This is a genomic window from Comamonas sp. JUb58, assembly GCF_004364775.1.
Lineage (GTDB): Bacteria > Pseudomonadota > Gammaproteobacteria > Burkholderiales > Burkholderiaceae_C > Comamonas.
The window spans coordinates 178,265-202,555 of the sequence record NZ_SOAL01000006.1; the positions used below are offsets into that span (position 1 = coordinate 178,265).

Consider the following 24,291-nt stretch of genomic DNA (forward strand, 5'->3'; position numbering starts at 1 on the left):
GCACGGCAGCATGGTGGCCAACCGAGAGATTCAACAAAGAGACGACAACCATGTTCAGCAAAATCCTGATTGCCAATCGCGGCGAGATTGCATGCCGCGTGATCGCCACGGCCCGAACCATGGGCATCAAGACCGTTGCGGTCTACTCCGATGCGGACAAGGACGCGCGCCATGTGAAGCTGGCCGACGAGGCGGTGCATATTGGCGCAGCGCCCAGCCGCGAGTCCTACCTGCTGGCCGACCGCATCATCGATGCGGCGCGCCAGACCGGCGCGCAGGCCATCCACCCAGGCTATGGTTTCCTGTCGGAAAACGAGGCCTTTGCCAAGCGCTGCGAAGACGAAGGCATTGCCTTCATCGGCCCCAAGGCGCATTCGATTGCCGCGATGGGCGACAAGATTGCCTCCAAGAAGCTGGCCAACGAAGCCCAGGTGAACACCATCCCTGGCTATAACGATGCCATCGAGAACGCGGAGAAGGCGGTGGGCATTGCGCAGGGCATTGGCTACCCGGTGATGATCAAGGCATCGGCCGGCGGCGGCGGCAAGGGCCTGCGCGTGGCCTACAACGACAAGGAAGCGCTGGAAGGCTTTACCGCCTGCCAGAACGAAGCCCGCAACAGCTTTGGCGATGACCGGATCTTTATCGAGAAGTTCGTGCAGGAGCCGCGCCATATCGAGATCCAGATCCTGGGCGACAGCCATGGCAATGTGGTCTACCTGAATGAGCGCGAATGCTCGATCCAGCGCCGCCACCAGAAGGTGATCGAAGAGGCGCCATCGCCCTTCATCAGCGATGCCACCCGCAAGGCCATGGGCGAGCAGGCCGTGGCACTGGCCAAGGCTGTGCAGTACCAAAGCGCGGGCACGGTGGAGTTTGTCGTCGGCAAGGACCAGGACTTCTACTTTCTGGAAATGAACACCCGCCTGCAGGTGGAGCACCCGGTGACGGAGTGCATCACCGGCCTCGATCTGGTCGAGCAGATGATCCGCGTGGCGGCGGGCGAGAAGCTGTCCTTCGGCCAGGCCGATGTGAAGCGCGATGGCTGGGCCATCGAATGCCGCATCAATGCGGAAGACCCGTTCCGCAATTTCCTGCCATCTACCGGCCGCCTTGTGCGTTTTGAGCCGCCCAAGCAGACCATGTGGCAGGCCGATACCGCCCATTTGCAGGGTGTGCGCGTCGATACCGGGGTGTACGAGGGCGGCGAGATCCCCATGTACTACGACTCGATGATTGCCAAGCTGATCGTGCATGGCAAGGACCGCAACGAGGCGATTGCCAAGATGCGCGAGGCGCTCAACGGCTTTGCGATCCGGGGCATCAGCTCGAACATTCCTTTCCAGGCAGCGCTGCTGGCCCACCCCAAGTTTGTCTCGGGCCAGTTCAACACCGGCTTTATCGCCGAGCACTATGGCCACGGCTTTCATGCCGAAGACGTGCCCCATGAGGACACGGATTTTCTGGTGGCGCTGGCGATGTTCCGCAACCGCCGCTACCGCGCGCGTGCCTCCACCATCAGCGGCCAGATGCTGGGCCACCAGGTGCGGGTGGGCATCAGCTACACGGCAGTGGTGCTGGGTGCCGAAGGCCAGCACAGCTTTGTCTCGGCCGAAGTGACCGATTTTGACGACGAGGCCCGTGTCTGCAAGGTCAGCATTGGCGACAAGACCTACCAGTTCAGCAGCGAAGCGGTGCTGCGCGATGTCGTCACCCATGGCACTTGCAATGGCCAGCCCTTTACCGCACAGATCGAGCGCGGCACGGCCAAGAACCCGCTGGCCTTGCGCGTGATCCACAACGGCACGCAGCGCGATATCTTGGTGCTGTCGCAGCGCGGCGCCGAGCTGTACCAGCTGATGCCCTACAAGGCACCACCGGATCTGTCCAAGTTCCTGCTCTCGCCCATGCCCGGCCTGTTGGTCGATGTGGCGGTGCAGCCGGGCCAGAAGGTGCAGGCAGGAGAGAAGCTGGCGGTCATCGAGGCGATGAAGATGGAAAACATCCTGTTTGCAACGCAAGACGGTGTGGTCAGCAAGGTGAGCGCTGCCAAGGGCAATTCGCTGGCGGTGGACGATATCATTCTGGAATTTGAATGATCTGACTGCTTCGCGATAATGCAGACCCGCTGCCCCGCAGCGGGTTTTTTTGTGGGTGATGAAGGGTGTACGAGAGGATGGGAATGCAACGAGCTTTGTTGGCCTTGGCTGCGCTGGTGCTGCTAGGGCTGGGTATCGTGCCTCTGGCTGCAGGGCACTTTCACCTGGGGGTGCTGGTGCCTGTGGGGCTGGGCCTGGCCGGTGGCTATCTGGCCTGGCGCTGGTCGGCGGTGCTGGCCTGGTGCGCAGCAGCGCCTTGGCGCCGCGCACTGTGGCGTGCCGCCTGGTTGGGCTTGGCCTTGTGGGTGATTAGCGTGGGCTGGCTCTGGCAGCACATTGCCGGCCTGGGGCAGACGCCGGCGACCACAGCGCCGGTGGCTGCGATCGTGGTGCTGGGCAGTGGCACGCAAGACGGCAAGCCGCGCCCGGCGCTGGCCATGCGGCTCGATACCGCTGCGCAGCTGGCGGCCTTGCAGCCGAAGGCGGTGCTCGCGGTCACCGGTGGGGTGGATTTTGGGCAGGAAGAGAGCGAGGGCGCCATCATGGCGCGCTACCTGGCCCAGAGCCATGGGCTGGACCCGGCCACGATGGTGGTGGAAGAGCGCAGTACCAGCACCGTGCTCAACCTGGAATGGACCGGCCCGATGCTGCAGCAGCGCGGCGTGGATCTGGCGCAGCCGATTGCGATTGTCAGCAGCGATTTTCACCTCTGGCGCGCGCTGCAGATTGCCCGCAACCAGGGCTTTAGCCATCCGATTGGCGTGGCGGCCCCCACACCGTTGCTGACCCGGTTCAATGTGTGGCTGCGCGAGTATTTTGCGGTGGCCAGCAGCTGGGCCTTGGGCGAGTGGTAGCGGTTTAATTCGTCAGGTGCTGGCGCGCCGCACCAGGTGGTAGCCCAGATCCAGCCGGTTCTGTGCCACCGGCTGGCCTTGCAGCAGCTGCAGCAGCATGGTGGCCGCCTCGGCACCAATAGCGCTGCGGGGCGTGTGGATGGTGGTCAGCGGCGGCACCATCTGCGCGCTGCCAGGCAGGTCGTTGAAACCGGCAATCGCGATTTGCATGGGCACAGCCAAGCCCAGGCGGTTGGCGGCCAGCAGCGCGCCCTGGGCCAGGTCATCGTTGCAGAAAAATACGGCATCCACGCCACCACCAAGTTGCAGCACCTGCTCCAGCAGTTGCGCACCCAGGGCCAGTGACGAGCGCTCGGGGCTCAGAATCTCCAGACCTGGGTCGGCCAGCCCCGCCTGCTGCAAGGCCTGGCGGTAGCCCTGCAGGCGCTGCATGACGCGGGCATCCAGTTGGGCGCCGCAAAAGGCGATGCGGCGGTAACCCTGGGCCAGCAGGTGCTCCGTCATCGTCACCCCGGCATCCACCTGCGAAAAGCCCACGCTGTGCATGCCAGCGGCAGCGTTGGCCGGGTGCAGTTCCATCAAATGCACGCAGGCCGTGCCACTGGCGGCCAGCAGCTGGGCACTGCCGGCGCTGCGCTCGTAACCGGTCAGCATCAGGCCGGCCGGGCGCATTGGCAGGTAGGCGCGCAGCAGCTGCTCTTCTTCAGCGGCGCTGTAGTGCGATACCCCAATCAGCAGGTGGTAGCCTGCGGCAAACAGCACCTTGTGCGCCGCCTCGATCAAATCCACAAACAAGGTATTGCTGAGCAGGGGCACGATGACCAGCACCTGCTTGCTTTTCTGCGATGCCAGCGCGCGCGCGGCCGGGTCGGGCACATAGCCCAGGCGCAAAGCCACCTCGCGCACCTTGTCGGCCAGCGCCACTGCCACCCGGCGCTCACCGCGCAGCGCACGCGACACCGTCATCGGGCTGACCCCTGCGGCATCCGCCACATCCTGCAAGGTGACCCGCCCGCTGGCACGCGAGCGGCGGCCAGGGGGCTCGGCAACTGGCTCAGACAATGGGGTAGAAGGGGGCAGGGGCAAGCAATTCTCCGGTCGGCTCAGCAAGCAATATCCGGTATGATAGCGCTATCCCAATGTAATTGGGGAGCAAGGCATTGCCTGCAGGCGTCACAAGAACTTGGCTGAAAGTTTGAATCGGCTTGTTCAAGCGGCGTGACCTAAGGGCAGTGCTTATTTTTACCTGTATTGGATAGCGCTAACCCAATGATCATGTCCTCTAGTGATTCTTCGCGTCGGCGTCCTGTAGCTCTGGTGGTGATGGGGGTGTCGGGATGCGGCAAATCCAGCGCCGCTGAAGCCATTGCAATCCAACTGGGTTGGCGCCTGGTTGAAGGCGACAGCTACCATGCGGCCGAAAGTGTAGCCAAGATGCAGGCAGGCATTGCATTGACCGATGCTGATCGCGCTGGTTGGCTGCAGCGCCTGGCGCAGTTGCTGGGCGAGGCGGATGATGACCATGGTGTGGTGCTGACCTGCTCGGCGCTCAAGCGCCAGTACCGCGCGTTGTTGCGTGCGTCCCAGGGCCGGCTGGGCTTTGTGTTTCTGGACCTCAGCTACGACACGGCCCTGGCGCGGGTGCAGCAGCGTGCGGGGCATTTTTTCTCGCCCCAGCTGGTGGCCAACCAGTTTGCCACCTTGGAAGACCCGCGCGACGAGGCGCAGGTGTTGACCGTGGATGCCGACACCCCGCTGGACCGCATTGCCCAGCAAGTGCAGCAGTGGCTGGATGCACAGCAGCCTTAGGCGCTGACAAAGCCTAGTGCCAGCGCCGCATGCGGCTGCTGTGCTATAAAAATTACATAAATAAGGGGATGCTGCGGCTTAGGTTGTGCATCCCTCTCATGCAAAGGATTCCCCATGATGCAGATCCACCCCGTTCTACAGGCAGTCACTGACCGCATCCGCGCCAAGAGCGCTGCCACGCGCAGCGACTATCTGGCGCAGCTGGATGCCATGGCCCAGCGGCCGCCGCAGATGCGCTCCATGGGCTGCGCCAATGTGGCGCATGCGGTAGCCGGTGTGCCAGTCAATGACAAGCTGCGCATTGTCGAGGTCAAGGGCCCGAATGTCGGCATTGTCACGGCCTACAACGATGTGCTGTCGGCCCATGCGCCGCTGCAGCGCTACCCCGACATTCTGAAGGACGAGGCCCGCAAACACGGCGCCACCGCCCAGGTGGCGGGTGGTGTGCCCGCCATGTGCGACGGTGTGACCCAGGGCATGCCGGGCATGGAGCTGAGCCTGTTCAGCCGCGATGCGATTGCGATGGGCACGGCGGTGGCGTTGACCCATGACACCTTTGATGCGGCGCTGATGCTCGGTGTCTGCGACAAGATTGTTCCTGGTTTGCTGATCGGCGCGCTGCATTTTGGCCATCTGCCAATGGTGTTTGTGCCAGCGGGGCCGATGACCTCTGGCCTGTCCAACAACGACAAGGCCAAGGTGCGCGAGCTGGCCGCCCAGGGACTGGTGGGCCGCGAAAAGCTGCTCGAAGCCGAGATGGCTGCCTACCATGATGCGGGCACCTGCACCTTCTACGGCACGGCCAACAGCAACCAGATGCTGCTCGAAGCCATGGGCCTGCATGTGCCGGGCAATGCCTTTATCAACCCTGAAGATGGTGCGCGTGAACTGCTGACCCGCGAGGCGATGCGCACCGTGCTGAATATCACCGCCGGCAAGCGCTTTGCGCCGATTGGCCGCGTGGTGGACGAGCGCTGCATTGTCAACGCCATGGTGGCCTTGCTGGCCACGGGCGGCTCGACCAACCACCTGATCCACTGGGTGGCGGTGGCACGTGCTGCGGGCATCGTCATCGACTGGAATGATTTTGAGCAGTTGTCGTCGGTCGTGCCCTTGCTGGCACGCGTCTACCCCAATGGGGCGGCCGATGTGAACCAGTTCCAGGCGGCAGGCGGCCCCGGCTACGTGATTGGCCAGCTGCTGGCTGCAGGCCTGATGCATGGCGATGTGCTGACGGTGCGCCCCGAGGGCCTGGCGGCCTACGCCACCGTGCCGCGCGTGGAAGCGGGCCAACTGGTCTGGCAAGCGGCCACCGAATCGGGTGACGACAGCGTGCTGCGCCCCGTCAGCGCCCCCTTCAGCCCCACCGGTGGCCTCAAGCTGCTGACCGGCAATCTGGGCCGCAGCGTGATCAAGGTCAGCGCCGTGCCGCTGGACCGCCATGTGCTGCGCGCACCGGCCTGGGTGTTTGATTCGCAGGATGCGCTGCAGGCGGCCTTCAAATCGGGGGCGCTGGAGCAGGCCTGCCAGACCAATGGGCACAACGGCGTGGTCTGCGTGGTGCGCTGGCAGGGCCCGCAGGCCAATGGCATGCCTGAGCTGCACAAGCTCACCCCCCCCTTGGCCGTGCTGCAAGGCAAGGGCTACCAGGTAGCCTTGGTGACCGATGGCCGCATGAGTGGTGCTTCGGGCAAGGTGCCTGCTGCCATCCATGTGTCGCCTGAAGCACTGGCCGGTGGCCCCCTGGCCAAAATTGAGAGCGGCGATATGGTGCTGCTGGATGCTGAAACCGGTATCATGCAGGCCGAAGTGGATGCCGCCGTCTGGGAGGCACGCCCGCTTGCCACGATACCGGCCGAGCAGCTGCGCGCCAATGGCCGCGGCCTTGGCCGAGAACTGTTTGCCGGATTCCGGCGCAATGCGCTGAGCGCAGAAGAAGGAGCCTGCACATGGCTGAGCAACTGACCGCCTTATCGATCATGCAAGACGCACCGGTGATTCCGGTGATCGTGCTGCGCGATGTCAATCACGCTGTGTCCATGGCCAAGGCCCTGGTCGCTGGCGGTATCCGCGTGCTGGAAGTGACCCTGCGCACGCCCCAGGGCCTGGCCTCGATCGAGGCGATTGCCAAGTCCGTGCCCGAGGCGATCGTGGGCGCAGGCACCGTGCGCAATGCCGCTGATGCACGTGCGGCTGCGGCGGCAGGGGCCCGCTTTGCGGTCAGCCCGGGCTACACCCCCAGCGTTGGCGAAGCCTGCCGCGAAGCGCGTTTGCCGCTGCTGCCCGGCGTGGCCACCAGCAGCGAGATCATGCAGGCGCAGCAAGACGGCTTCAATGAGCTGAAGTTCTTCCCCGCGCTGCAAGCCGGTGGCATCAACATGCTCAAGGCCTGGCAGGGTCCCTTCGCCGAAGTGCGTTTTTGCCCCACCGGCGGCATCACGCCTGCCAATGCGCCCGAGTTTTTGGCACTGAAGAATGTGGTCTGTGTAGGTGGCTCCTGGCTGGTGCCGACCGACACCTTGGAGCGCGGCGACTGGGAACACATCACCTTGCTGGCCCGCGAGGCCGCAGCCCTGCCACGCAAGGCCTGATACAAGTTTCCATCTGGCCCCATGGCACGCAGGCGCAAGCGCTGGCGTGCCATTTTTCTTGGCGGGCCCGTTGTCAGGTGTCGATGGGCACGCAGTCCCAGTCTTGGCCGTAGCCGATCATCCAGCTGAGGGCATAGCGGCGCTCCAGCACGATGCCGCCATCGAGGTGGGCAGGCATGGGCCTGCGGTGCAGCCGTGCGTCAGTGACCTGCCAGTGCTCGTCGACCAGCCGTTCTTCTTCATCGGCGATGGCCTCTTCGTCGCGCAAGCACGCTTGGACAATGAACTGCGCTGGCGATTGGACGGCCTGCTGCAGCAGCGGCCAAGCCCAGATGGATGCACGCTCGTCAGAGGGAGGCAGGGCGGGCATGCCACCTAAGGCCCAGACCATGGGCAGCATGGCCTCTGCGCGCCAGCTGACATTGACCAGGGCTTGCCTGCCAGGTTGCGGGTCTTGCCAAAAAGCTGCTTCAGAGGCGGAGAAAAAACCTGCAATGCCATGCGACTGCAGCCAGGCCTGGTCGATGACCGGATGCTGAACGCCTTGAGCAAGCCTCTGTGCGCGCGACACCACGGCCGCCAAGGCCAGCAGGCGTTGTGCCACCTCGGCAGCGCTGCGGCAGGCGATATCGCCATGGTTGTCTTCGGGGGCTGCCGGGGCTAGGAATTGCGCAAGCGACTGCGCAATGATGGCCGCCCGTTCCCCCTTGGCATCGCGGCAGCGGAAAAACAGCAGGTAGATGCCCCAGCGCCGCTGCTGCCCATGTTCATCGGTCCAAACGACTGCTGCCTTGGTTTGGTCGCCATACCAGAGGGCACGCGCATGGATGCGCTGGGCGTGGGGGAGGCTGTGCTGGACGGCCGCCATGCATTCCTTGCTGAGCGCGCGCATCCCTTGTTTGATGGCATGGCGTTCATTCTGCGATGCCATCCATCGTTGCAGAAGATTCATGCCCAGGGAGTGTATAGCCAGTGGTGTGGGGGTCATCCACGGCAGTCGATGCGTTGACGCCCCAGCGTTGGCCGCGGCGGGGACGGCCCTGGTGGTGGCTTACTTGTCGGAATGCCCCTGGTCGCGCAGCGAATGGCTGGAACCTTCTTCGCTCCAGGTCTTGTAGCGGCCGGAATGGGGCTGGAACTGCTGGCCGGGGAACAAGGTGCGCTCGATGTCGCGCAGGACCGTCATCCCCACCCCATTGAGCTTGAGCAAGCGCTCGGGATAGGCTTCAACCACCTGATCCACCGTGGTGATGGCATGTCGCCCCAAGCTGTTGAGGGTTCTGCGGGAGAGCCTTTTGTTCAGAAGCAGTTCAGTGGCCATGGGATCATCAATCTATAAACAAAGCGGCAACATCCGTCGCCGGACTGAAGACGGTGGCCGCACGCCCATTCAGCGGGAGTTGCTAAGCCAAAGCCCGGTCCAACGGGGACAGGAGTGGACACAAATCATGCTAAATCGCATTTTGTTATTCACTGATTCTATCAGCTTATAGCTAATTTGTAACTCAAGGATGGATGATTTCCGCCGATCAGGGGTTGATTTATCCCGAATTAATGTAATTAAATGTATTTGGTTGGTTATACTGAGACCGCTCTGCGAGGGTATCGGCTGCTTTTGTGCCGGGCTCTATTCTCCTCCTAAAAAAAGAATGTCCAGTGCAACTATCTTTTGACCAAGCTGAGGGTAATTGCGGTATCTGTCGCTAGGGTGCCAGAAAAATCCTAAGCCCCACTTGGGCTTGCTGTGGCAAGCTACGGCAAACGAGTAGAGTTATTACGCAGGTCTATCGGCCTATGTAATCCATAAAAACGGTTAAAGTAAGAATTAACTGACAGTATCTATACCAATACCTGCCCACCGCGCCATCTAAGCCATTCTTTGCCTGGTTATGCCCGTCCGTAAAGCCTCGTCGCTGACGATCACCCTGATTTTGCCCTTTGTGATGCTGATTGCATTGCTGACGGGGGTGCTGGGCGTGCTGTGGTACTGGACGGGCAGCAAGACGGTATCGATGCTGTCCAAGCAGCTGATGGTCGAGATGGCCGAGCGCATCAGCCAGGCCGTGGACCGGCATATCTTCAGCTCGGGCTCGATCATCGAGGCGAGCTTTCCGGCCGGGCTGCAGGCCCCGGATCGGATCGAGGACGACATGGTGGCGCTGCGCACCCGCCTGTGGGCGGCCACCTCGCTGACGCAGCACCAGGGCGACTATGTTTATTACGGCAACCGCCATGGGCAAGGCATTGGGCTGCTGCGCAGCCAAGCCAGCCAGGCGGAGCTGCGTATCAAGCTGCATGCGCAGGATGTGCGCAGCATTTACCTGCTGACAGGCATCGAGGCGGAGCCGATCTTTCTGTCCAAAGAGTCGAATCTGTTCGACCCACGCAGCCGTCCCTGGTACCGGCTGGCGCAGGGTGTGGCCGGCCATATCTGGACGCCGGTGTATATCGATTTCAATGCCAAGGACCTGGTGATGACGCGCGCGCGGCAGGTGTTTGGAGCAGATGGCCAGCCCAGTGGTGTGGTGGCTACCGATGTGTTTCTGAACGAGCTGCGGCTTTTTGTCGATGGCCTGCATTTGTCCCAAGGGGCGCAGGCTTTCATCCTGGAACCCAATGGCGACCTGATTGCCGGCACCGGCATGGACAATATCCGCGAGAACGGCGAGCAGCCGCCCAGCCGGGTCAATGCCGCCCGCGCAGGCAATCCGATGCTGAAGGTGGTGTACCGGCAGCTGGTCCATGAGTTTTCACAGTCCAACGAGGTTGCCAGCACCGCGCTGATCTTTGATGCCAAGGACCATGCGATCGAAGTGGCCTACCGCCGCGTCACCGATGAAGCGGGTCTGAACTGGCTGGCCGTGGTCGCTGTGCCGCACCAGCAGATGCTGGCCGGCATCCGCGCCCATGTGGTGCTGGTGGTGGCCCTGGGATTGTTGGCCCTGGGCATTGCACTGGCGCTGGGTCTGCGCATCTTTGGAGGCCTGGCCAAGGACATGCGCTCGCTCACCTATGCGGTGCGCAGGGTGGGCCAGGGGGAGATCGATGTGCCCATCGGCGTGGAGCGCAATGACGAGATTGGCGAGCTGGCCAACAATGTGCACCATATGCGGCACCGCCTGTTTACCGATGCCCTCACCGGGGCTGCCAACCGCAGCGCGCTGAACCACATCCTGGAAACCCTGACCCGGCCGGGCAGCGGCAAGCCCGCCGTATTTGCGATTCTCTTTATCGACCTCAACCAGTTCAAGCCGCTCAATGACCGCTGGGGCCATGACAACGGGGATCTGGCCTTGATCGAGGTGGTGCAGCGCCTCAAGGAGGTGTTGCGCAGCAATGATGTGCTGATCCGCCTGGGTGGGGATGAGTTTGTCGCCGTGCTGCAGGGCATCCACAGCGATGAGCAGATCAAGGTGGTGAAGGCCAAGATTCTGGAGGTGCTCGCCCCTGCGCTGCAGACCCTCAAGGGCGTGCCTGAAGGCGAGCTGGTGCACCTGGGTGCTGCTATCGGTCAGGCCATCTTCCCGAAGGATGGTGCGGATCCGCAAAGCCTGCTCAAGCATGCTGACCTGGACATGTATAAGAACAAGCAGCACAACGGCGATAGCCGTTGATCGGCCAGATCGTATGTGGAATGCAAAAAAGCCAGGCAAGTGCCTGGCTTTTGGGTTGTAGCGGGCGTTACTGAAAAACGCCCGGGCAGGCCTTAGCGCAGACCGCCACCTGCGCCACCTTCGTCGCGCTGGATGAGTTCAATCTTATAGCCATCAGGATCCGTCACAAAAGCGATCACCGTGGTGCCGCCTTTCACAGGGCCGGCTTCGCGGGTGACATTGCCGCCATTGGCCTTGATCTTTTCGCAAGCGGCGTAAGCATCTGGCACGCCCAGGGCGATGTGGCCATAGGCCGTGCCCAGGTCATAGCTCTCGGTGCCCCAGTTGTAGGTCAGCTCGATCTCGGCCTGGCCGGGGTTGCCGTCTTCGTAGCCAACAAAGGCCAGCGAATACTTGTACTCGGGGTTTTCCGAGGTGCGCAGCAGGCGCATGCCCAGCACCTGGGTGTAGAAATCGATGGAGCGCTGGAGATTGCCAACGCGCAGCATGGTGTGCAAAAGACGCATGGGGTTTTCTTTCTTGTAAAGGCAGCGGCAGCGTGTGGCCGCCGCAAGGAAGAGGGCCGACCTGGCTAGGTCTGGCCAGAACCATCTGAGTGTAGCGCTGCAACAAGCCGAGTCGCAGCCCACAAAGCACAACCCCTGCACGGGGCAGGGGTTGGAAGCAGAAGCGAGGTGGCGAGAATTACTCGACCTTGGCCTTTTCACGCAGTTCTTGCTGGTACTTCTGGATTTGTTGCTGGCGCAGTTGTTGCTCGATCTGAGGCTTGACTTCCTCGAACTTGGGCAGCTGTGCTTCACGCACATCGTCCACGCGGATGATGTGGTAGCCGAACTGGGTCTTGACGGGGGTGTCCGTCATCTGGCCCTTCTTCAGCTTGGTCATGGCTTCGGAGAACTCAGGCACGTAGTTGGCTGCATTGCCCCAGTCCAGATCGCCACCGCGCTGGCCCGATCCTGGATCCTTGGATTCCTTCTTGGCCAGGTCTTCAAACTTGGCACCCTTCTTGATCTGGGCGATCAGGGCCTTGGCCTTGTCTTCGCTGTCCACCAGGATGTGGAAGGCATGGTATTCCTTGCCTTGGTTGGTCGCGACGAACTTGTCGTACTCGGCCTTGGCAGCAGCGTCAGAAATAGGGTGGGCCTTTTCGTAAGCAGCAAACAGTTCCTGGGTCAGGATACCTTGGCGAGCCAGCTCCAGCTGACCCTTGAAGGAATCGGTCGCATCCAGGCCTTGGGCCTTGGCAGCCTGGGCATAGATTTCGCGCTCGATGATGGCTTCCTTGATCTGGCCTTCTTGCTCAGCGGTCACAGGGCGGCCGCTGCGCTCCATTTGTTCCTTGAAGGTCTTCAGCAGGGACGAAGGCACTGGCTTGCCGTTGACGACGCCAATGTTCTGGGCCACTGCGGGCAGCGCGGCTGAACCAAGCAGGGCAGCTGCAACCAGACCGGACAAGAGCTGTTTTTTCATGCGAAATCCAAATTGTTTATCTGTAAAGGAAATATACACCAGTGATTTCATTGTTTTGGTGTATTCAGGACTTCAATGGCAAGGGCATGTAAACCCGCGTCAATGAATGCTTGGAGCGCATCATACACAAGCCGATGCTGGGCAATGCGTGATGTGCCAGTAAATAAGGGTGAAGCGATGCGCAGCCGAAAATGGGTGCCAAAACCGCTGCCATTGGCACCGACATGGCCGGCATGCAGGCCGCTTTCATCGATCACTTCCAACTGGGTGGGCGAGAGTTTGTTGCGCAGCACCGCTTCAATAGCGGTGGCGGTAATGTCCTGGGCTTGCATAGAGAAAAAGGGGAGTAGCGCGGGCTGGCGGCGAGCCGTACTGATATGCAGCAGGCTCGGGCCGCAGATCAGGGTTGGTCTTCCGGGTTTTGCTGGATGTGGCGGCTCAGGTACATGGCCTGGCCCAGCACAAAGACCAGCATCAGGCCCAGGCCGCCGAACATCTTGAAGGTGACCCAGGTGTCCAAATCAAACTGGTAGGCCACCCAGATATTGACGATGCCCATGATGGTAAAAAAGATGGCCCAGCTGTAATTGACCGTGTTCCAGACCGGCTGCGGCAGCTGTACTTGTGCCGACATCAGCTTTTGCATCAGGTTCTTGTTGAAGAACCACTGGCCGCCCAGCAGCACGGCCGCCATCACCCAGTACAGCACGGTGGGCTTCCACTTGATGAAAGACTCGTCGTGGAAAAGCAGGGTCGCGCCGCCAAACACCACGATCACGCCCAGGCTGATCCATTGCATGGGCTCCACCTTGCCAACCTTGAAGCGCAGGTAGGCGATTTGCGCAATGGTCGCCACAATGGCCACCCCTGTGGCCACAAACACGCCCCAGACCTTGAACGCTGCGAAAAACAGCAGGATGGGGAAAAAATCAATCAAAAATTTCATATCAGGCGATGCGGGCTGTGCACGGCGCCGCTCAATGCGGGGCACGGTACGGACAAGAGAGCAGGGCTTTGGGTGCTTGTGTTTGGTTGAATAAGGCGTCTGCAGGCAAGCCGCCAATGATACGCGAGCTGTTTTGCGTCCAGCTTAAGCTGCGCTGAAGCCAAAGCTACGGTTGGCAGCGTTGTCAGAGCAAGGGACGCTGCCAAAGTTCCACACAGCGTGAGCTGGAGCCGCCGGCCCCAGCGCCATCACTGGCTTAATCCTGCTTTTCAAAGTCCAGCGCAGCCGAGTTCATGCAGTAGCGCAGGCCGGTGGGCTGGGGTCCGTCCGGGAACACATGGCCCAGGTGGGCGCCGCACTGGGCGCAGACGGTCTCCACCCGCACCATGCCATGGCTGCGGTCCACGTTTTCCTGGATCGCGCCGGGGATGGCTTCGGAAAAGCTGGGCCAGCCGCAGCCAGCGTCAAACTTGGTGTCGCTGTCAAACAGCTTGGCGCCGCAGCAGATGCAGTGGTAGCTGCCATCGGCCCAATGGGCCTCGTACTTGCCGGTAAAGGGGCGTTCGGTGGCGGCATGCCGGGTAACCTGGAAGGCCACCGATTCGGCTTGTTTGGATGCGAGTTCGGCCTGCCATTGGGCATCCGATTTTTGGACGGGAAAGCTCATGATGAACAGCTGATTTCTATATGTTGCGCCCAGTCGGGCGGGAGGGCGGCCAGGTCTTCGCAGCCGGGATGCTCTGCATATGGTGTTGCGAGCACGGTTTGCAAGCGGGCGAATGGCGCCCAGTCGCCCTGCTGGGCGGCGGTGATGGCTTGCTGGCCCAAATGGTTGCGCAGCACATAGCGCGGGTTGGCGGCAAACATGCGCGCAGCAGTGGCAGCTGCGTCGCCGGGCTGCAGCAGTGCCTGGTACTGCTCGCGCCAGGTCTCAAACGCCGCATCGCCATTGAACCAATGGGCCAGCGCCGGCAGGCGGTCATCGGCCACTGCTTGCGACAGCGCACGCCAGAACAGGCTGTAGTCGGTGCGGTGTTGTTGCATCAGGGCCAGCAAGGGGTTGACCACGCCGGCCACCGCTTCCGGCGCAGTGCTGCGGGCAGGATCCAGGCCTAGCTTGGCGCCCAGCGCACGCTGCATCGCAGGCTCCAGCGCGGTTTTGTAGCGCTCCAACGCGGCCAAGGTGGTGGCCTCGTCGTCGATCAAGGGCAGCAGCGCCTGGCCCAGGCAGAACAGGTTCCAGTAAGCCACCTGTGGCTGGCGGGCAAAGGCATAGCGGCCGCCGGTATCGCTGTGGTTGCAGATATGGTCGGCGTCGTAGTGGTCCAGAAACTGGAAGGGGCCGTAGTCAATCGTCAGGCCCAGGATGCTCATGTTGTCGGTGTTCATCACGCCATGGCAAAAGCCATGGGCCTGCCACAGCGCAATCATGCGCGCGGTGCGTTCGGCCACCTCGGCCAGAAACGCGGCATAGCGCTCGGCGCTGCCACTGGTGTGTTGGGCAACGTCCGGCATGTAGCGCTCCACCACATAGTCCGCCAGTTTGCGGAGGCTGTCCTGGTCATCACGGGCGGCAAAATGCTCAAAATGGCCAAAGCGCACAAAGCTGGGCGCCACGCGGGCGACCACGGCAGCGGTCTCCACCGTCTCGCGGTAAATAGGCTGAGGTGAGGTGACCAGTGACAGTGCACGTGTGGTCGGCACACCCAGACCATACATGGCTTCACTGCAGAGGTATTCGCGGATGGAGGAGCGCAGCACCGCGCGCCCGTCGCCCATGCGGGAATAGGGCGTCTTGCCGGCGCCTTTGAGCTGTAACTCCAGGCCCTGGGGGGAGGTCGCGGAGCGGATCTCGCCCAGCAGAATCGCCCGGCCGTCGCCCAGTTGCCCGGCCCAGTGGCCAAACTGGTGGCCGCTGTAAACGCTGGCCAGCGCATCCATGCCCGGCAGCAGCGCATTGCCGCCCAGCACCTGGGTGGCCTCGCTGCTGTCCAGCCATTCGGGGCGCAGGCCCATGTCCTGGGCCAGTGCCTCATTGCGCGCATGCATGGCCAGCTCCGGCATCGGCGTGGGTTGCAGGCGGGTGTAGAAGACTGGCGGCAGGCTGGCAAAGCCGTTGTGCCATTGGGCACCGGGCTGCAGTGCCGGCGCTGCCGCGCTGGCGGTGGATGCGGTGGCCGCAGCAGCAGCCGGGCGCGTAGACATGCTTGAATCCATGCAGCCATTGTCTGCCTTGCGGCTTTTCCTGCGTGGGCCTGTGTATATAGCCAGTCTGGCCGGCGCAGGCCGCAGCAGTGCGGCGGCGCAACATTATTTGACCCTGCCTCGGGCGCAAAACCGCAGCCGCAGGCGCTTTTGTCGCTGCTGGGCCAGGAGTGCACGGTATTATGTCGGCCTGAGTTCTACCGCTTTGTTCATCAGAAGAGATCCCTGGGCCTATTGGCACCTGCCCGGCAAGCCTGGTCAGCCCCGTTTTATGTGGGCCTGCCGGTTTGCGACAGCGCAAGGCAGGTGATCGCCGCCCATCCAAGAGAAAACGAGCACTGTGCGCCTCAATTCCATCAAGCTTGCTGGCTTCAAATCGTTTGCGGAGCCCACCAATTTCATGCTGCCAGGGCAACTGGTGGGCGTGGTCGGCCCCAATGGCTGCGGCAAGTCCAACATCATGGATGCGGTGCGCTGGGTGCTGGGCGAGTCCAAGGCGAGTGAGCTGCGTGGCGAGTCCATGCAGGATGTGATCTTTAACGGCACCACGCACCGCAAGCCGGCCAGCCGCTCCAGCGTGGAGCTGGTGTTTGACAACAGCGACCACCGTGCCGGTGGCCAGTGGAGCCAGTACACCGAAATCGCAGTCAAGCGTGTGCTGACGCGTGATGGCAGCAGCAGCTATTTCATCAACAACATGCCGGTGCGCCGCCGCGATGTGCAGGACGTGTTCCTGGGCACCGGCCTGGGCCCGCGCGCCTACGCCATCATCGGCCAGGGCACCATCAGCCGCATCATCGAGTCGCGCCCCGAAGAGTTGCGCCTGTTCCTGGAAGAGGCCGCAGGCGTCTCCAAGTACAAGGAGCGCCGCCGCGAGACCGAAAACCGCCTCAACGACACGCGCGAGAACCTGACCCGGGTTGAAGACATTCTGCGTGAATTGAACGCGAACCTCGACAAGCTGGAAAAGCAGGCCGAGGTAGCGGCCAAGTACAACGCGCTCAATGCCAGCGCCACCTTGAAGCAGCACCAGCTGTGGTTCCTCAAGCGCAGCGACGCTGAGCAAGAGCAGGAGAAGGTGCGCATCGAAGGCCTCAAGGCCGTCAATGACCTGGAGTCGCGCATGGCCGATCTGCGCCATGTGGAGGCGGACCTGGAAACCATCCGCCAGTCGCACTATGCCGCGGGCGACACGGTGAACCAGGCGCAGGGCAAGCTCTATGAAGCCACCGCCGAAGTCGGCAGGCTCGAAGCCGAAATCCGCTACGTGGTCGAAGGCCGCCAGCGTGTGGAGAACCGCCTGGTGCAGCTGGCCGAACAGATTGCGCAGTGGACCATCCGCAAGGACGAATCCGAGGCCGAGCTGGAAAACCTGGCCGGCCAGGGCATGGATGCCGAAGAGCGCGCCGAGATGCTGGCCGCCCAGCTCGAAGAGCAAAACCTGCAGCTGCCCGATATGGAAGAAGCGCTGCGCCTGGCCCAGCAGCGCGCCAACGACCAGCGCAGCTCCGTCACCCAGGTGCAGCAGCAGATCCAGGTGCTGGCGGCAGAACAACGCAGTCTAAACGAACAAAGCCGTGGCCTGGAAGTGCGCAGCGAGCGTTTGCGCAGCGACCGCAATGCGATGGCTGCGCCGGACGAAACCCGCCTTCTGAACCTGCAGCAGCAAAACGAGGAAGCGGCCGAGGCCGCCGAGATTGCCGAAGGGCGGCTGCTGGAACTGCAGGACAGCGTTCCCCAACTCGACGAGGCGCGGCGCAGCAAGCAGCAACAGGTCAACCAGGAAGGCGCCAAGCAGGCCGATCTGTCGGCACGGCTGGAGGCCCTCAAGGCGCTGCAAGAAAAGGTCAAGACCGATGGCAAGCTGCAGCCCTGGCTGGCCAAGCATGGGCTCGATGGCCTGCAGGGCCTGTGGAGCCGTATCCAGGTCGAACCCGGTTGGGAAAACGCGCTCGAAGCCGCACTGCGCGAGCGTCTGGCCGCGTTGGAAGTCAGCCGCCTCGACATGGTGCGCGGCTTTTTGGGCGCGGGTGCCCAGGATGCACCACCGGCCCGCATGGCTTTTTACAGCGTGCCGCAAGCACCGGCCGTGGCTCCAGCGGGCAAACTCGCGCAGCTGTCTGATTTGCTGCGCGTACATGATGCCGGCCTGCGCGCCGTGCTGGTCGACTGGCTTTGCGGCTGCTACACCTGCCCCAGCCTGGACGAGGCGCTGGCCCAGCGCAGCCGCCTGCAGGCCGGTGAAACCATTTTTGTGCCGACCGGCCATTCCGTCAGCCTGCACAGCGTGAGCTTTTATGCGCAGGACTCCGAGCAGTCCGGCATGCTGGCTCGGGCCCAGGAAATTGAACATCTGGAGAAAGAACTGCGCGCCCAATCGCTGATTGGCGAAGAGGCGCGCAATGCGCTGGTGCGTGCCGAGAGCGCCTATGCCGATGCATCACAGCGCCTGGTGGCCGTGCGCGCCGAGGCCGCGCAAACCCGCAACCGCGCCCATGAGCTGCAGGTGGAAACCTTGCGCCTGACCCAACTGGCCGAGCAGGCCCGCGCCCGCACCGCCCAGATCGACACCGACCTGGGCGAGGTGGTGCAGCAGCTCGAAGAAATCCAGGAGCGCCGGATTGCGGCCGAGGCCCGGTTTGAAGAGTTGGACATGCAGCTGGCCGACAGCCAGGAGCGCCATGCCCAGCTCGATGAGACCGTGTATGAGTCCGAGCGCAAGCTGGCCAGTGCCCGCGAGCAGTTGCGCGCGCTGGAGCGCCAATCGCAGGAAGCGGTGTTTGGCCAGCGCAGCATGGAAGCGCGCCGCGCCGAGCTCAACCGCACGATGGAAACGGCGATGCAGCAGGCCAAAGCCCTGGGCGATGAGCAATTGCGTGCGCAAGAAGAGCAAAAGCGCCTCAACGACGCAGCAGCGCAAGGCGGCCTGCAAGATGCGCTGAACCTGAAGATGGAGCGCGAGAAGGACCTGGCCGCCCGCCGCAGCGAGTACGACGACCTGACGGCCCGGCTGCGCAGCAGTGATGAGCGCCGCCAGCAGTTTGAGCGCGAGTTGCAGCCGCTGCGCGACCGCATCACCGAGTTCAAGCTCAAGGAGCAGGCCGCACAACTGGGCCTGGAGCAGTACACCACCTTGCTGCAGGAAGCCCAGGCCGATCTGGAGGTCATCGCCGCCTCGGTCAGGGATGGCCAGGTGCGCCTGACGGGTCTGCAAGGTGAGATCGACCGCCTGCACCGCGAAATTGAAGCGCTGGGCGCCGTCAATCTGGCTGCCCTGGATGAGTTGAACCATGCCCGCGAGCGCAAGACCTTCCTCGACTCGCAGATGGAAGACCTGACCCAGGCCATGACGACCCTGGAAGACGCGATCAAGAAGATCGATGCCGAGACCCGGCAACTGCTCTCGGGCACCTTCGACACCGTCAACAGCCATTTCGGCCGCATGTTCCCTGAGCTGTTTGGCGGCGGCCAGGCCAAGCTGATCATCACCGGCGACGAGATTCTGGACTCGGGCGTGCAGGTGATGGCCCAGCCGCCTGGCAAGAAGAACCAGACCATCCATTTGCTGTCGGGTGGCGAGAAGGCACTGACCGCGATTGCGCTGGTGTTTGCGATCTTCCAGCTGAACCCGGCACCGTTCTGTCTGCTCGATGAGGTGGACGCGCCGCTTGACGATGCCAACACCGAGCGCTATGCCAAGCTGGTGGCCTCGATGAGCCGCAGCACGCAGTTCCTCTTCATCAGCCACAACAAGATCGCGATGGAGATCGCCCAGCAGCTGATTGGTGTGACAATGCAGGAGCAGGGCGTCTCGCGCATTGTGGCCGTGGATATGGAGTCTGCCTTGTCGATGGCGGATTCGGCGTGATAGATTTTTAGAACGAAAACGTATGAGTAATTTTCAACTGGCGTTGGTGATCACCTTTGGTGTCATTCTGGTTTTGTACATCGCCTACAACACCTGGTCGGCACGCCGCAATGAGCCCAAGAAACCCCGGCCAGAGGAGCCCGGCCAGAGCGACTCCGAGTTGCGCTACGAGCCCGGCTTTGATGGCCGCGCTGCATCGTCGGCCACCGGCGACCCGGTGCTGGATGCGCAGCTGGGCGGCCAAGGCCCCCGCCTGAGCGGCCACAGCGCTGACGCTTTTGGCGCAGGCGCCGTAGCGCGCAGCGGCAACCCCGGCACCTACCTGGGCGACCGCCAGCAAATTCTCGACCCCCTCACCGATGCGATCGCTACCATCCACACCGATGGCATCGTCTCCGGCAATGCCGCGATTGCGGCCATGCCCAGCAGCTTTCGCGCTGGCAACAAGGCCTTCAATATTGAGGGCCTGAACGAAACCAGCCAGACCTGGGAGCTGCCACGCGCAGGTGCCCGCTACACCGGCTTCCAGGCCGGCGTGCAGCTGGCCAACCGCCATGGCCCGATGAACGAGATCGAGTTTTCCGAGTTCGTCACCAAGGTCCAGCAGTTTGCCGACAGCATCGGCGCCGCGCAGGACACGCCGGACATGCTGCAGGAAGTGGCCCGGGCCCGCGAGCTGGATGCCTTCGCCAGCGAGCATGATGCGCAGTTGGCCTTTATGTTGCGCGCCAAGCGCGCCTCCTGGAGCCCCGGCTATGTGGCCCAGGTGGCTGCCAAGCATGGTTTTGTGCCCGCTGGCCCTGGCCGCATGGTGATGCCCTCGGGCATCGAGCAGATGCCTGCGATCCTGGCGCTGACCTATGACGCGCAAGCGGCTTTGGCCGACGACCCGGAAGCCAGCGCCTTGCGCGATGTGCTGCTGAGCCTGGATGTGCCGCATGTGGCCCGCAGCGAAAAGCCTTTCGACAAGATGCGCACGGCTGCCGAAGCGCTGTGCGCCGAGATGGACGGTGTCATCTGCGACCAGAATGGCACGCCCTTGCCGATCATGGTGGTGGACCCCATCGCCCAGGATTTGGAAAACCTCTACGACCAACTCGAGCTGCGCGATCTGGCAGCGGGCTCGCTGGCTGCACGGCGCCTGTTCAGCTAAACCGCCAGCGTTTCGCAAAAGGCTGCCTGTGCAGCCTTTTTTGCGTTCTGGCTGCCGCTGATTAGGCAGTGCAGCGGCGGCTTTGGCCGTATAGTCGCAGGCATCAGACCACGCAGAGCCCCGTGCTTTGCCAGATTTTCGGAGTCAAGCCGCATGGCTGAGAATATTGATCTTTTCGCGTCGCCCGCCGGCGACGCTCCGCAGGATGCCGCCGCCGAGGTGCAGGCCTTGCGTGCGCAACTGGTGCAGTGGGCGCATGAATACTATGTGCAGGACGCGCCGACGGTGCCCGATGGCGAGTACGACCGGGTCTACCAGCGGCTTGAAGCGCTGGAAAAAGCCCACCCCGAGCTGCTGAGCCCCGACTCGCCCACCCAGCGCGTGATCGGCGCGATTCTGGAGGGCCTGACCCCCGTGCGCCATGCGGTGCCGATGCTGAGCATCCGCACCGAAACCGACAACGAAGCCAGCGGCGCGCAAGCCTTTGATGCACGCATCCGCAAGGAGCTGGGCCTGGACCCGAGTGACCCGCCGGTCGAGTATGTGGCCGAGCCCAAATTCGACGGCCTGGCGATGAACCTGCGCTACGAGGGCGGGCGTCTGGTACAGGCCACCACGCGCGGCGATGGCGAAGTGGGTGAAGACGTTACCCACAATATCCGCACCATCCGCCAGATACCGCTGCAGCTGCGCCAGGATGCCGCCGTGCCGCCAGTGCTGGAAGTGCGCGGCGAAGTCTATATGCGCCGCGATGATTTTGATGCGCTCAACCGCAAGCAGGTGGCTGCCGGCGGCAAGACCTTTGTCAACCCACGCAATGCGGCAGCCGGCGCCGTGCGCCAACTCGATTCGAACATCACTGCCCAGCGCCCGCTGTCCTTTTTCGCCTATGGCCTGGGCGAGGTCACCCCGGTGGCCCAAGGCGGCATGCAGTGGGACAGCCACTACGCGATGCTGATGCAGCTGCGCGCCTGGGGCTTTCCGGTGGCGCCGCAGGTCTGTGTGGCCAAGGGCGCGGATGCGCTGGTGGCCTTCCACCAGCGCATGGGCGCCGAACGCGCCAACCTGGGCTACGAGATCGATGGCGTGGTCTACAAGGTCAACAGCCGTGCGCTGCAGCAGGAGCTGGGCTTTGTCAGCCGCGAGCCGCGCTGGGCCGTGGCCCACAAGTACCCGGCCCAGGAGATGGTCACGCGGCTCGAAGGCATTGAGGTGCAAGTGGGCCGCACTGGCAAGCTCACCCCGGTGGCCCGTCTGGCGCCGGTGTTTGTCGGTGGTGTCACCGTCACCAATGCCACCTTGTCCAATGTGTTCGACATCCGCAAAAAGGGTGTGCGCGTGGGTGACGATGTCATCGTGCGCCGCGCCGGCGATGTGATCCCCGAGGTGGCAGGCCGGGTGCCTGGTGCGCGGCCGCAGTATGTGCCCAACTTCTCGATGCCCAGCCAATGCCCGGTCTGCGGCAGCGATGTGGTGCGCGAAAAAGGCGAGGCCAACCACCGCTGCACCGGCGGCCTGTTCTGTGTGGCGCAGCGCAAGGAGGCCATCCTGCACTATGCGCACCGCCGCGCGATGGACATCGAAGGCCTGGGTGACAAGCTGGTGGACCAGCTGGTTGACAGTGGCGTGATCCGCAGCCTGCCCGACCTCTACAAACTTGGTATTGCGACCTTGTCGGGCCTGGAGCGCATGGCAGAGAAGTCCGCACAGAATGTGCTGGCAGCGCTGGAGTCTTCGAAGAAAACCACGCTGGCCCGCTTTGTGTTTGGCCTGGGCATTCGCCATGTGGGTGAATCCACGGCCAAGGACCTGGCCAAGCACTTTGGTGTGCTGGACGCAATCATGGATGCCTCGGTCGAAGACCTGCTGCAGGTGAACGACGTGGGCCCGGTGGTGGCCAACAGCCTGCACACCTTTTTTGCCCAGCCGCACAACCGCGAGGTGGTGGAGCAGCTGCGCGCTGCGGGTGTGCACTGGGATGAGGCAGTGCCCGCCGAAAAGCCCGCGCAGATTCTGGCCGGTATGACGGTGGTGCTGACCGGCACCTTGCCCACCATGGGCCGCGATGAAGCCAAGGACCTGCTCGAAGCCGCAGGCGCCAAGGTCTCCGGCTCAGTCAGCAAGAAGACCCATTACCTGGTGGCCGGCGCCGATGCGGGTAGCAAACTGACCAAGGCGCAGGAGCTGGGCGTGGCGGTGCTGGACGAGGCAGCGATGCTGCGGCTTCTGCAAAACGGCGCGCCTTGATCTGGCGCAAACGGCACGGCAGGCAGCGCTGCCTGACAGCAGATGCAGCCCTCGGGATAGGGGCTTTCTCTGACATCGGCATGCAGCAGATGTCAATACGATGAAAAACGCCAGTGGCTGCCATCCGGCGGCCCTGCTTTTTTATGCAGAGGAGATGCCGTGAGCTATACACTGAGACAAGTTCAGACCTTGCTGACCAAGCCTGAGTTGGAGCTGTTCCAAGCCAGCCGTGCCAATGCGAACAAGGATCTGACCGAGCGTCAGCTCAGTAGCAAGATCACCCGCAGCCGTACCTTGCGCGCCAAGTACCGCGATCTCTACCAACGCCAGACGGTGAAAACCCAGAAGGGCCCGGCTGCCGCACGCCGGCCTGCAGGCAATGACAACAACCGCACCGAAGTGAAGGCCGAAGTGATGCAGGAAGTGCTGGGCCGTTTTGAAGAGCGGCTGGCCAAGCTGCAAACCACCGCGCAAAAGAGCGCGGCCACTGCCGCGACCGAGCGGACTGCGGCGCCTGCGAAGGCGGCCAAGAAGGCGGCGGCCAAAACTGCTACCAAGACAGCCACCAAGTCTGCTGCCAAGAAGGCGCTGAAGAAGCCTGCTGCCAAGGCTGCCGCCAAAACCACGGCGGCCGCGCCGCGCAAGGCAGCCAAGAAGGCAGCTACCAAGGCCGCCCCCAAGAAAGCAGCCGCAGTCAAGAAGACGGCGGCCAAGCCGGTGAAGACCGCCAAGTCCAGCAAGGCGCCTGCCAAAAAAGCAGCAGCCGCTCCCGCCAAAGCACGCAAAATCGCTGCTGCCAGTGCCGAGGTGGGTGGCAATGCTGCCGCCGCTGCACGCGGCGCAGTGCCCACCCGCCAGCCGGCAGCTGCCAGCCGGGGCAATCCCATCAAGGCGCAGCCGGTGAACAAGAAAATCAAGGCGAGCGGCCAGTCCAAAACCCGGGCTGCACAGGCCAAGCGCGACAGCCGCTAATCAGCCGGGGCATAAAAAATGCCGTACCCGCTCGGCATTGGGTACGGCATTGTCATAGGTACTCGGCAGGGCTGCTGCTTCAGCGGCTCAAGGCTTTGACTTTTTAGGAGCCGGGCTGGGCGCAGCGGCTGGCTGCTGCGCCTTGGCATAGGCCTTGGTCATCATCTCGCGCAGCAGGCTGGAGCTCGATTGCTGCATCATGCGGTTGATGTCGGCCTGCTTGCTTTGCATCAGCTGCGCATGCGGCGATTGGGGGCCCTGGTCCAACAAGGATTGCAGCTGGGCCTCGTTGAAGTTCTGCGCATAGGCGGCAGCCAGTTGCGTATCCCAGCGCTTCTGGTAGTCGGCCGCGGCCGAGCGCGTGGCAGCAATCATCGCCTGGTCGGCTTGCTGCTGGCCCATCTTGTCGATCAAGGCCTGGTATTCGGGCGACTTGGTGGCAATTTGCAGGCCAACCTGCGGC

General features: G+C 62.9%; 20 protein-coding genes. 10 read left to right on the plus strand and 10 right to left on the minus strand.

Annotation, left to right across the window (positions count from 1 at the left end; translation table 11 throughout):
* Positions 1-50 precede the first annotated feature (50 nt).
* The gene (accC, locus tag EDF71_RS08330) at positions 51-2,099 is read left to right on the plus strand and encodes an acetyl-CoA carboxylase biotin carboxylase subunit (RefSeq protein WP_133856117.1); all 2,049 of its coding nucleotides are present in this window, start codon (positions 51-53) and stop codon (positions 2,097-2,099) included.
* An 83-nt stretch (positions 2,100-2,182) separates the two neighbouring features.
* Positions 2,183-2,953 carry a YdcF family protein gene (locus EDF71_RS08335; RefSeq protein WP_133856118.1) on the plus strand — a complete coding sequence of 257 codons (771 nt, stop codon included), beginning with the start codon at positions 2,183-2,185 and terminating at the stop codon, positions 2,951-2,953.
* Between the two features lie 12 nt (positions 2,954-2,965).
* Here EDF71_RS08335 and EDF71_RS08340 read toward each other — a convergent pair whose 3' ends face one another.
* On the minus strand, positions 2,966-4,015 hold the full coding sequence (locus EDF71_RS08340) for a LacI family DNA-binding transcriptional regulator (RefSeq protein WP_133856119.1): 1,050 nt from the start codon (positions 4,013-4,015) through the stop codon (positions 2,966-2,968).
* Between the two features lie 213 nt (positions 4,016-4,228).
* On the opposite strand from EDF71_RS08340, the gene EDF71_RS08345 reads away from it, so the two are divergent.
* From EDF71_RS08345 to eda, 3 genes are all read left to right on the plus strand, one after another.
* Positions 4,229-4,762: a gluconokinase gene (locus EDF71_RS08345; RefSeq protein ID WP_208301013.1), complete on the plus strand. Its 534-nt coding sequence runs from the start codon at positions 4,229-4,231 to the stop codon at positions 4,760-4,762.
* 117 nt (positions 4,763-4,879) lie between these two features.
* Positions 4,880-6,727 (plus strand): phosphogluconate dehydratase, encoded by a 1,848-nt coding sequence (gene edd, locus EDF71_RS08350; RefSeq protein WP_133856192.1) that lies wholly within the window; start codon positions 4,880-4,882, stop codon positions 6,725-6,727.
* Positions 6,712-7,353: a bifunctional 4-hydroxy-2-oxoglutarate aldolase/2-dehydro-3-deoxy-phosphogluconate aldolase gene (gene eda, locus EDF71_RS08355; RefSeq protein ID WP_133856120.1), complete on the plus strand. Its 642-nt coding sequence runs from the start codon at positions 6,712-6,714 to the stop codon at positions 7,351-7,353. Before edd ends, eda begins: the two co-directional genes overlap by 16 nt.
* Before the next feature lie 73 nt (positions 7,354-7,426).
* Here the strand turns inward: eda and EDF71_RS08360 are convergent, their stop codons facing one another.
* Both EDF71_RS08360 and EDF71_RS08365 read right to left on the minus strand, forming a co-directional pair.
* A complete protein-coding gene (locus EDF71_RS08360; protein WP_166656487.1) occupies positions 7,427-8,305 on the minus strand; it encodes a DUF4272 domain-containing protein in 879 nt (292 codons plus the stop codon).
* Positions 8,306-8,404: 99 nt separating this feature from the next.
* Positions 8,405-8,674: a DNA-directed RNA polymerase subunit alpha C-terminal domain-containing protein gene (locus tag EDF71_RS08365; protein WP_133856122.1), complete on the minus strand. Its 270-nt coding sequence runs from the start codon at positions 8,672-8,674 to the stop codon at positions 8,405-8,407.
* A gap of 568 nt (positions 8,675-9,242) precedes the next feature.
* Here EDF71_RS08365 and EDF71_RS08370 point away from each other — a divergent pair.
* Positions 9,243-10,967 carry a diguanylate cyclase gene (locus tag EDF71_RS08370; RefSeq protein WP_133856123.1) on the plus strand — a complete coding sequence of 575 codons (1,725 nt, stop codon included), beginning with the start codon at positions 9,243-9,245 and terminating at the stop codon, positions 10,965-10,967.
* Between the two features lie 92 nt (positions 10,968-11,059).
* On the opposite strand, the gene gloA is transcribed toward EDF71_RS08370, so the two are convergent.
* From gloA to EDF71_RS08400, 6 genes are all read right to left on the minus strand, one after another.
* The gene (gene gloA, locus EDF71_RS08375) at positions 11,060-11,473 is read right to left on the minus strand and encodes a lactoylglutathione lyase (protein ID WP_133856124.1); all 414 of its coding nucleotides are present in this window, start codon (positions 11,471-11,473) and stop codon (positions 11,060-11,062) included.
* Positions 11,474-11,651: 178 nt separating this feature from the next.
* Entirely contained in the window at positions 11,652-12,437 is a 786-nt protein-coding gene (locus tag EDF71_RS08380) for a peptidylprolyl isomerase (RefSeq protein ID WP_133856125.1), read from the minus strand.
* Positions 12,438-12,484: 47 nt separating this feature from the next.
* Positions 12,485-12,769: a BolA family protein gene (locus tag EDF71_RS08385; protein WP_133856126.1), complete on the minus strand. Its 285-nt coding sequence runs from the start codon at positions 12,767-12,769 to the stop codon at positions 12,485-12,487.
* A gap of 68 nt (positions 12,770-12,837) precedes the next feature.
* Positions 12,838-13,383 (minus strand): septation protein A, encoded by a 546-nt coding sequence (locus tag EDF71_RS08390; RefSeq protein ID WP_133856127.1) that lies wholly within the window; start codon positions 13,381-13,383, stop codon positions 12,838-12,840.
* 256 nt (positions 13,384-13,639) lie between these two features.
* Positions 13,640-14,050 carry a peptide-methionine (R)-S-oxide reductase MsrB gene (gene msrB, locus EDF71_RS08395; RefSeq protein ID WP_133856128.1) on the minus strand — a complete coding sequence of 137 codons (411 nt, stop codon included), beginning with the start codon at positions 14,048-14,050 and terminating at the stop codon, positions 13,640-13,642.
* The gene (locus EDF71_RS08400; RefSeq protein ID WP_243854224.1) at positions 14,047-15,588 is read right to left on the minus strand and encodes a protein adenylyltransferase SelO; all 1,542 of its coding nucleotides are present in this window, start codon (positions 15,586-15,588) and stop codon (positions 14,047-14,049) included. The genes msrB and EDF71_RS08400 overlap by 4 nt, the downstream gene beginning before the upstream one ends.
* A gap of 340 nt (positions 15,589-15,928) precedes the next feature.
* On the opposite strand from EDF71_RS08400, the gene smc reads away from it, so the two are divergent.
* The 4 genes from smc (at position 15,929) to EDF71_RS08420 (ending at position 23,828) form a co-directional block, all read left to right on the plus strand.
* Positions 15,929-19,456 carry a chromosome segregation protein SMC gene (gene smc / locus EDF71_RS08405; protein WP_133856130.1) on the plus strand — a complete coding sequence of 1,176 codons (3,528 nt, stop codon included), beginning with the start codon at positions 15,929-15,931 and terminating at the stop codon, positions 19,454-19,456.
* Positions 19,457-19,478: 22 nt separating this feature from the next.
* Entirely contained in the window at positions 19,479-20,609 is a 1,131-nt protein-coding gene (locus EDF71_RS08410; protein ID WP_133856131.1) for a cell division protein ZipA C-terminal FtsZ-binding domain-containing protein, read from the plus strand.
* Positions 20,610-20,762: 153 nt separating this feature from the next.
* Positions 20,763-22,856 (plus strand): NAD-dependent DNA ligase LigA, encoded by a 2,094-nt coding sequence (gene ligA, locus EDF71_RS08415; protein ID WP_133856132.1) that lies wholly within the window; start codon positions 20,763-20,765, stop codon positions 22,854-22,856.
* A gap of 159 nt (positions 22,857-23,015) precedes the next feature.
* Positions 23,016-23,828 (plus strand): hypothetical protein, encoded by an 813-nt coding sequence (locus EDF71_RS08420; RefSeq protein WP_133856133.1) that lies wholly within the window; start codon positions 23,016-23,018, stop codon positions 23,826-23,828.
* 87 nt (positions 23,829-23,915) lie between these two features.
* Here the strand turns inward: EDF71_RS08420 and EDF71_RS08425 are convergent, their stop codons facing one another.
* Positions 23,916-24,242, minus strand: coding sequence for a hypothetical protein (locus EDF71_RS08425; protein ID WP_133856134.1), 327 nt, complete (start codon positions 24,240-24,242; stop codon positions 23,916-23,918).
* Positions 24,243-24,291 lie beyond the last annotated feature (49 nt).

What these genes read in the sequence shown, in the direction of transcription:
- EDF71_RS08380 (WP_133856125.1), bottom strand. Translation starts at nt 12,437, where the DNA reads ATGAAAAAACAGCTCTTGTCCGGTCTGGTTGCAGCTGCCCTGCTTGGT.
- EDF71_RS08335 (WP_133856118.1), top strand. Translation starts at nt 2,183, where the DNA reads ATGCAACGAGCTTTGTTGGCCTTGGCTGCGCTGGTGCTGCTAGGGCTG.
- ligA (WP_133856132.1), top strand. Translation starts at nt 20,763, where the DNA reads ATGGCTGAGAATATTGATCTTTTCGCGTCGCCCGCCGGCGACGCTCCG.
- gloA (WP_133856124.1), bottom strand. Translation starts at nt 11,473, where the DNA reads ATGCGTCTTTTGCACACCATGCTGCGCGTTGGCAATCTCCAGCGCTCC.
- EDF71_RS08370 (WP_133856123.1), top strand. Translation starts at nt 9,243, where the DNA reads ATGCCCGTCCGTAAAGCCTCGTCGCTGACGATCACCCTGATTTTGCCC.
- EDF71_RS08345 (WP_208301013.1), top strand. Translation starts at nt 4,229, where the DNA reads ATGTCCTCTAGTGATTCTTCGCGTCGGCGTCCTGTAGCTCTGGTGGTG.
- msrB (WP_133856128.1), bottom strand. Translation starts at nt 14,050, where the DNA reads ATGAGCTTTCCCGTCCAAAAATCGGATGCCCAATGGCAGGCCGAACTC.
- EDF71_RS08360 (WP_166656487.1), bottom strand. Translation starts at nt 8,305, where the DNA reads ATGAATCTTCTGCAACGATGGATGGCATCGCAGAATGAACGCCATGCC.
- EDF71_RS08390 (WP_133856127.1), bottom strand. Translation starts at nt 13,383, where the DNA reads ATGAAATTTTTGATTGATTTTTTCCCCATCCTGCTGTTTTTCGCAGCG.
- edd (WP_133856192.1), top strand. Translation starts at nt 4,880, where the DNA reads ATGCAGATCCACCCCGTTCTACAGGCAGTCACTGACCGCATCCGCGCC.
- EDF71_RS08385 (WP_133856126.1), bottom strand. Translation starts at nt 12,769, where the DNA reads ATGCAAGCCCAGGACATTACCGCCACCGCTATTGAAGCGGTGCTGCGC.
- eda (WP_133856120.1), top strand. Translation starts at nt 6,712, where the DNA reads ATGGCTGAGCAACTGACCGCCTTATCGATCATGCAAGACGCACCGGTG.
- accC (WP_133856117.1), top strand. Translation starts at nt 51, where the DNA reads ATGTTCAGCAAAATCCTGATTGCCAATCGCGGCGAGATTGCATGCCGC.
- EDF71_RS08400 (WP_243854224.1), bottom strand. Translation starts at nt 15,588, where the DNA reads ATGTCTACGCGCCCGGCTGCTGCTGCGGCCACCGCATCCACCGCCAGC.
- EDF71_RS08365 (WP_133856122.1), bottom strand. Translation starts at nt 8,674, where the DNA reads ATGGCCACTGAACTGCTTCTGAACAAAAGGCTCTCCCGCAGAACCCTC.
- EDF71_RS08410 (WP_133856131.1), top strand. Translation starts at nt 19,479, where the DNA reads ATGAGTAATTTTCAACTGGCGTTGGTGATCACCTTTGGTGTCATTCTG.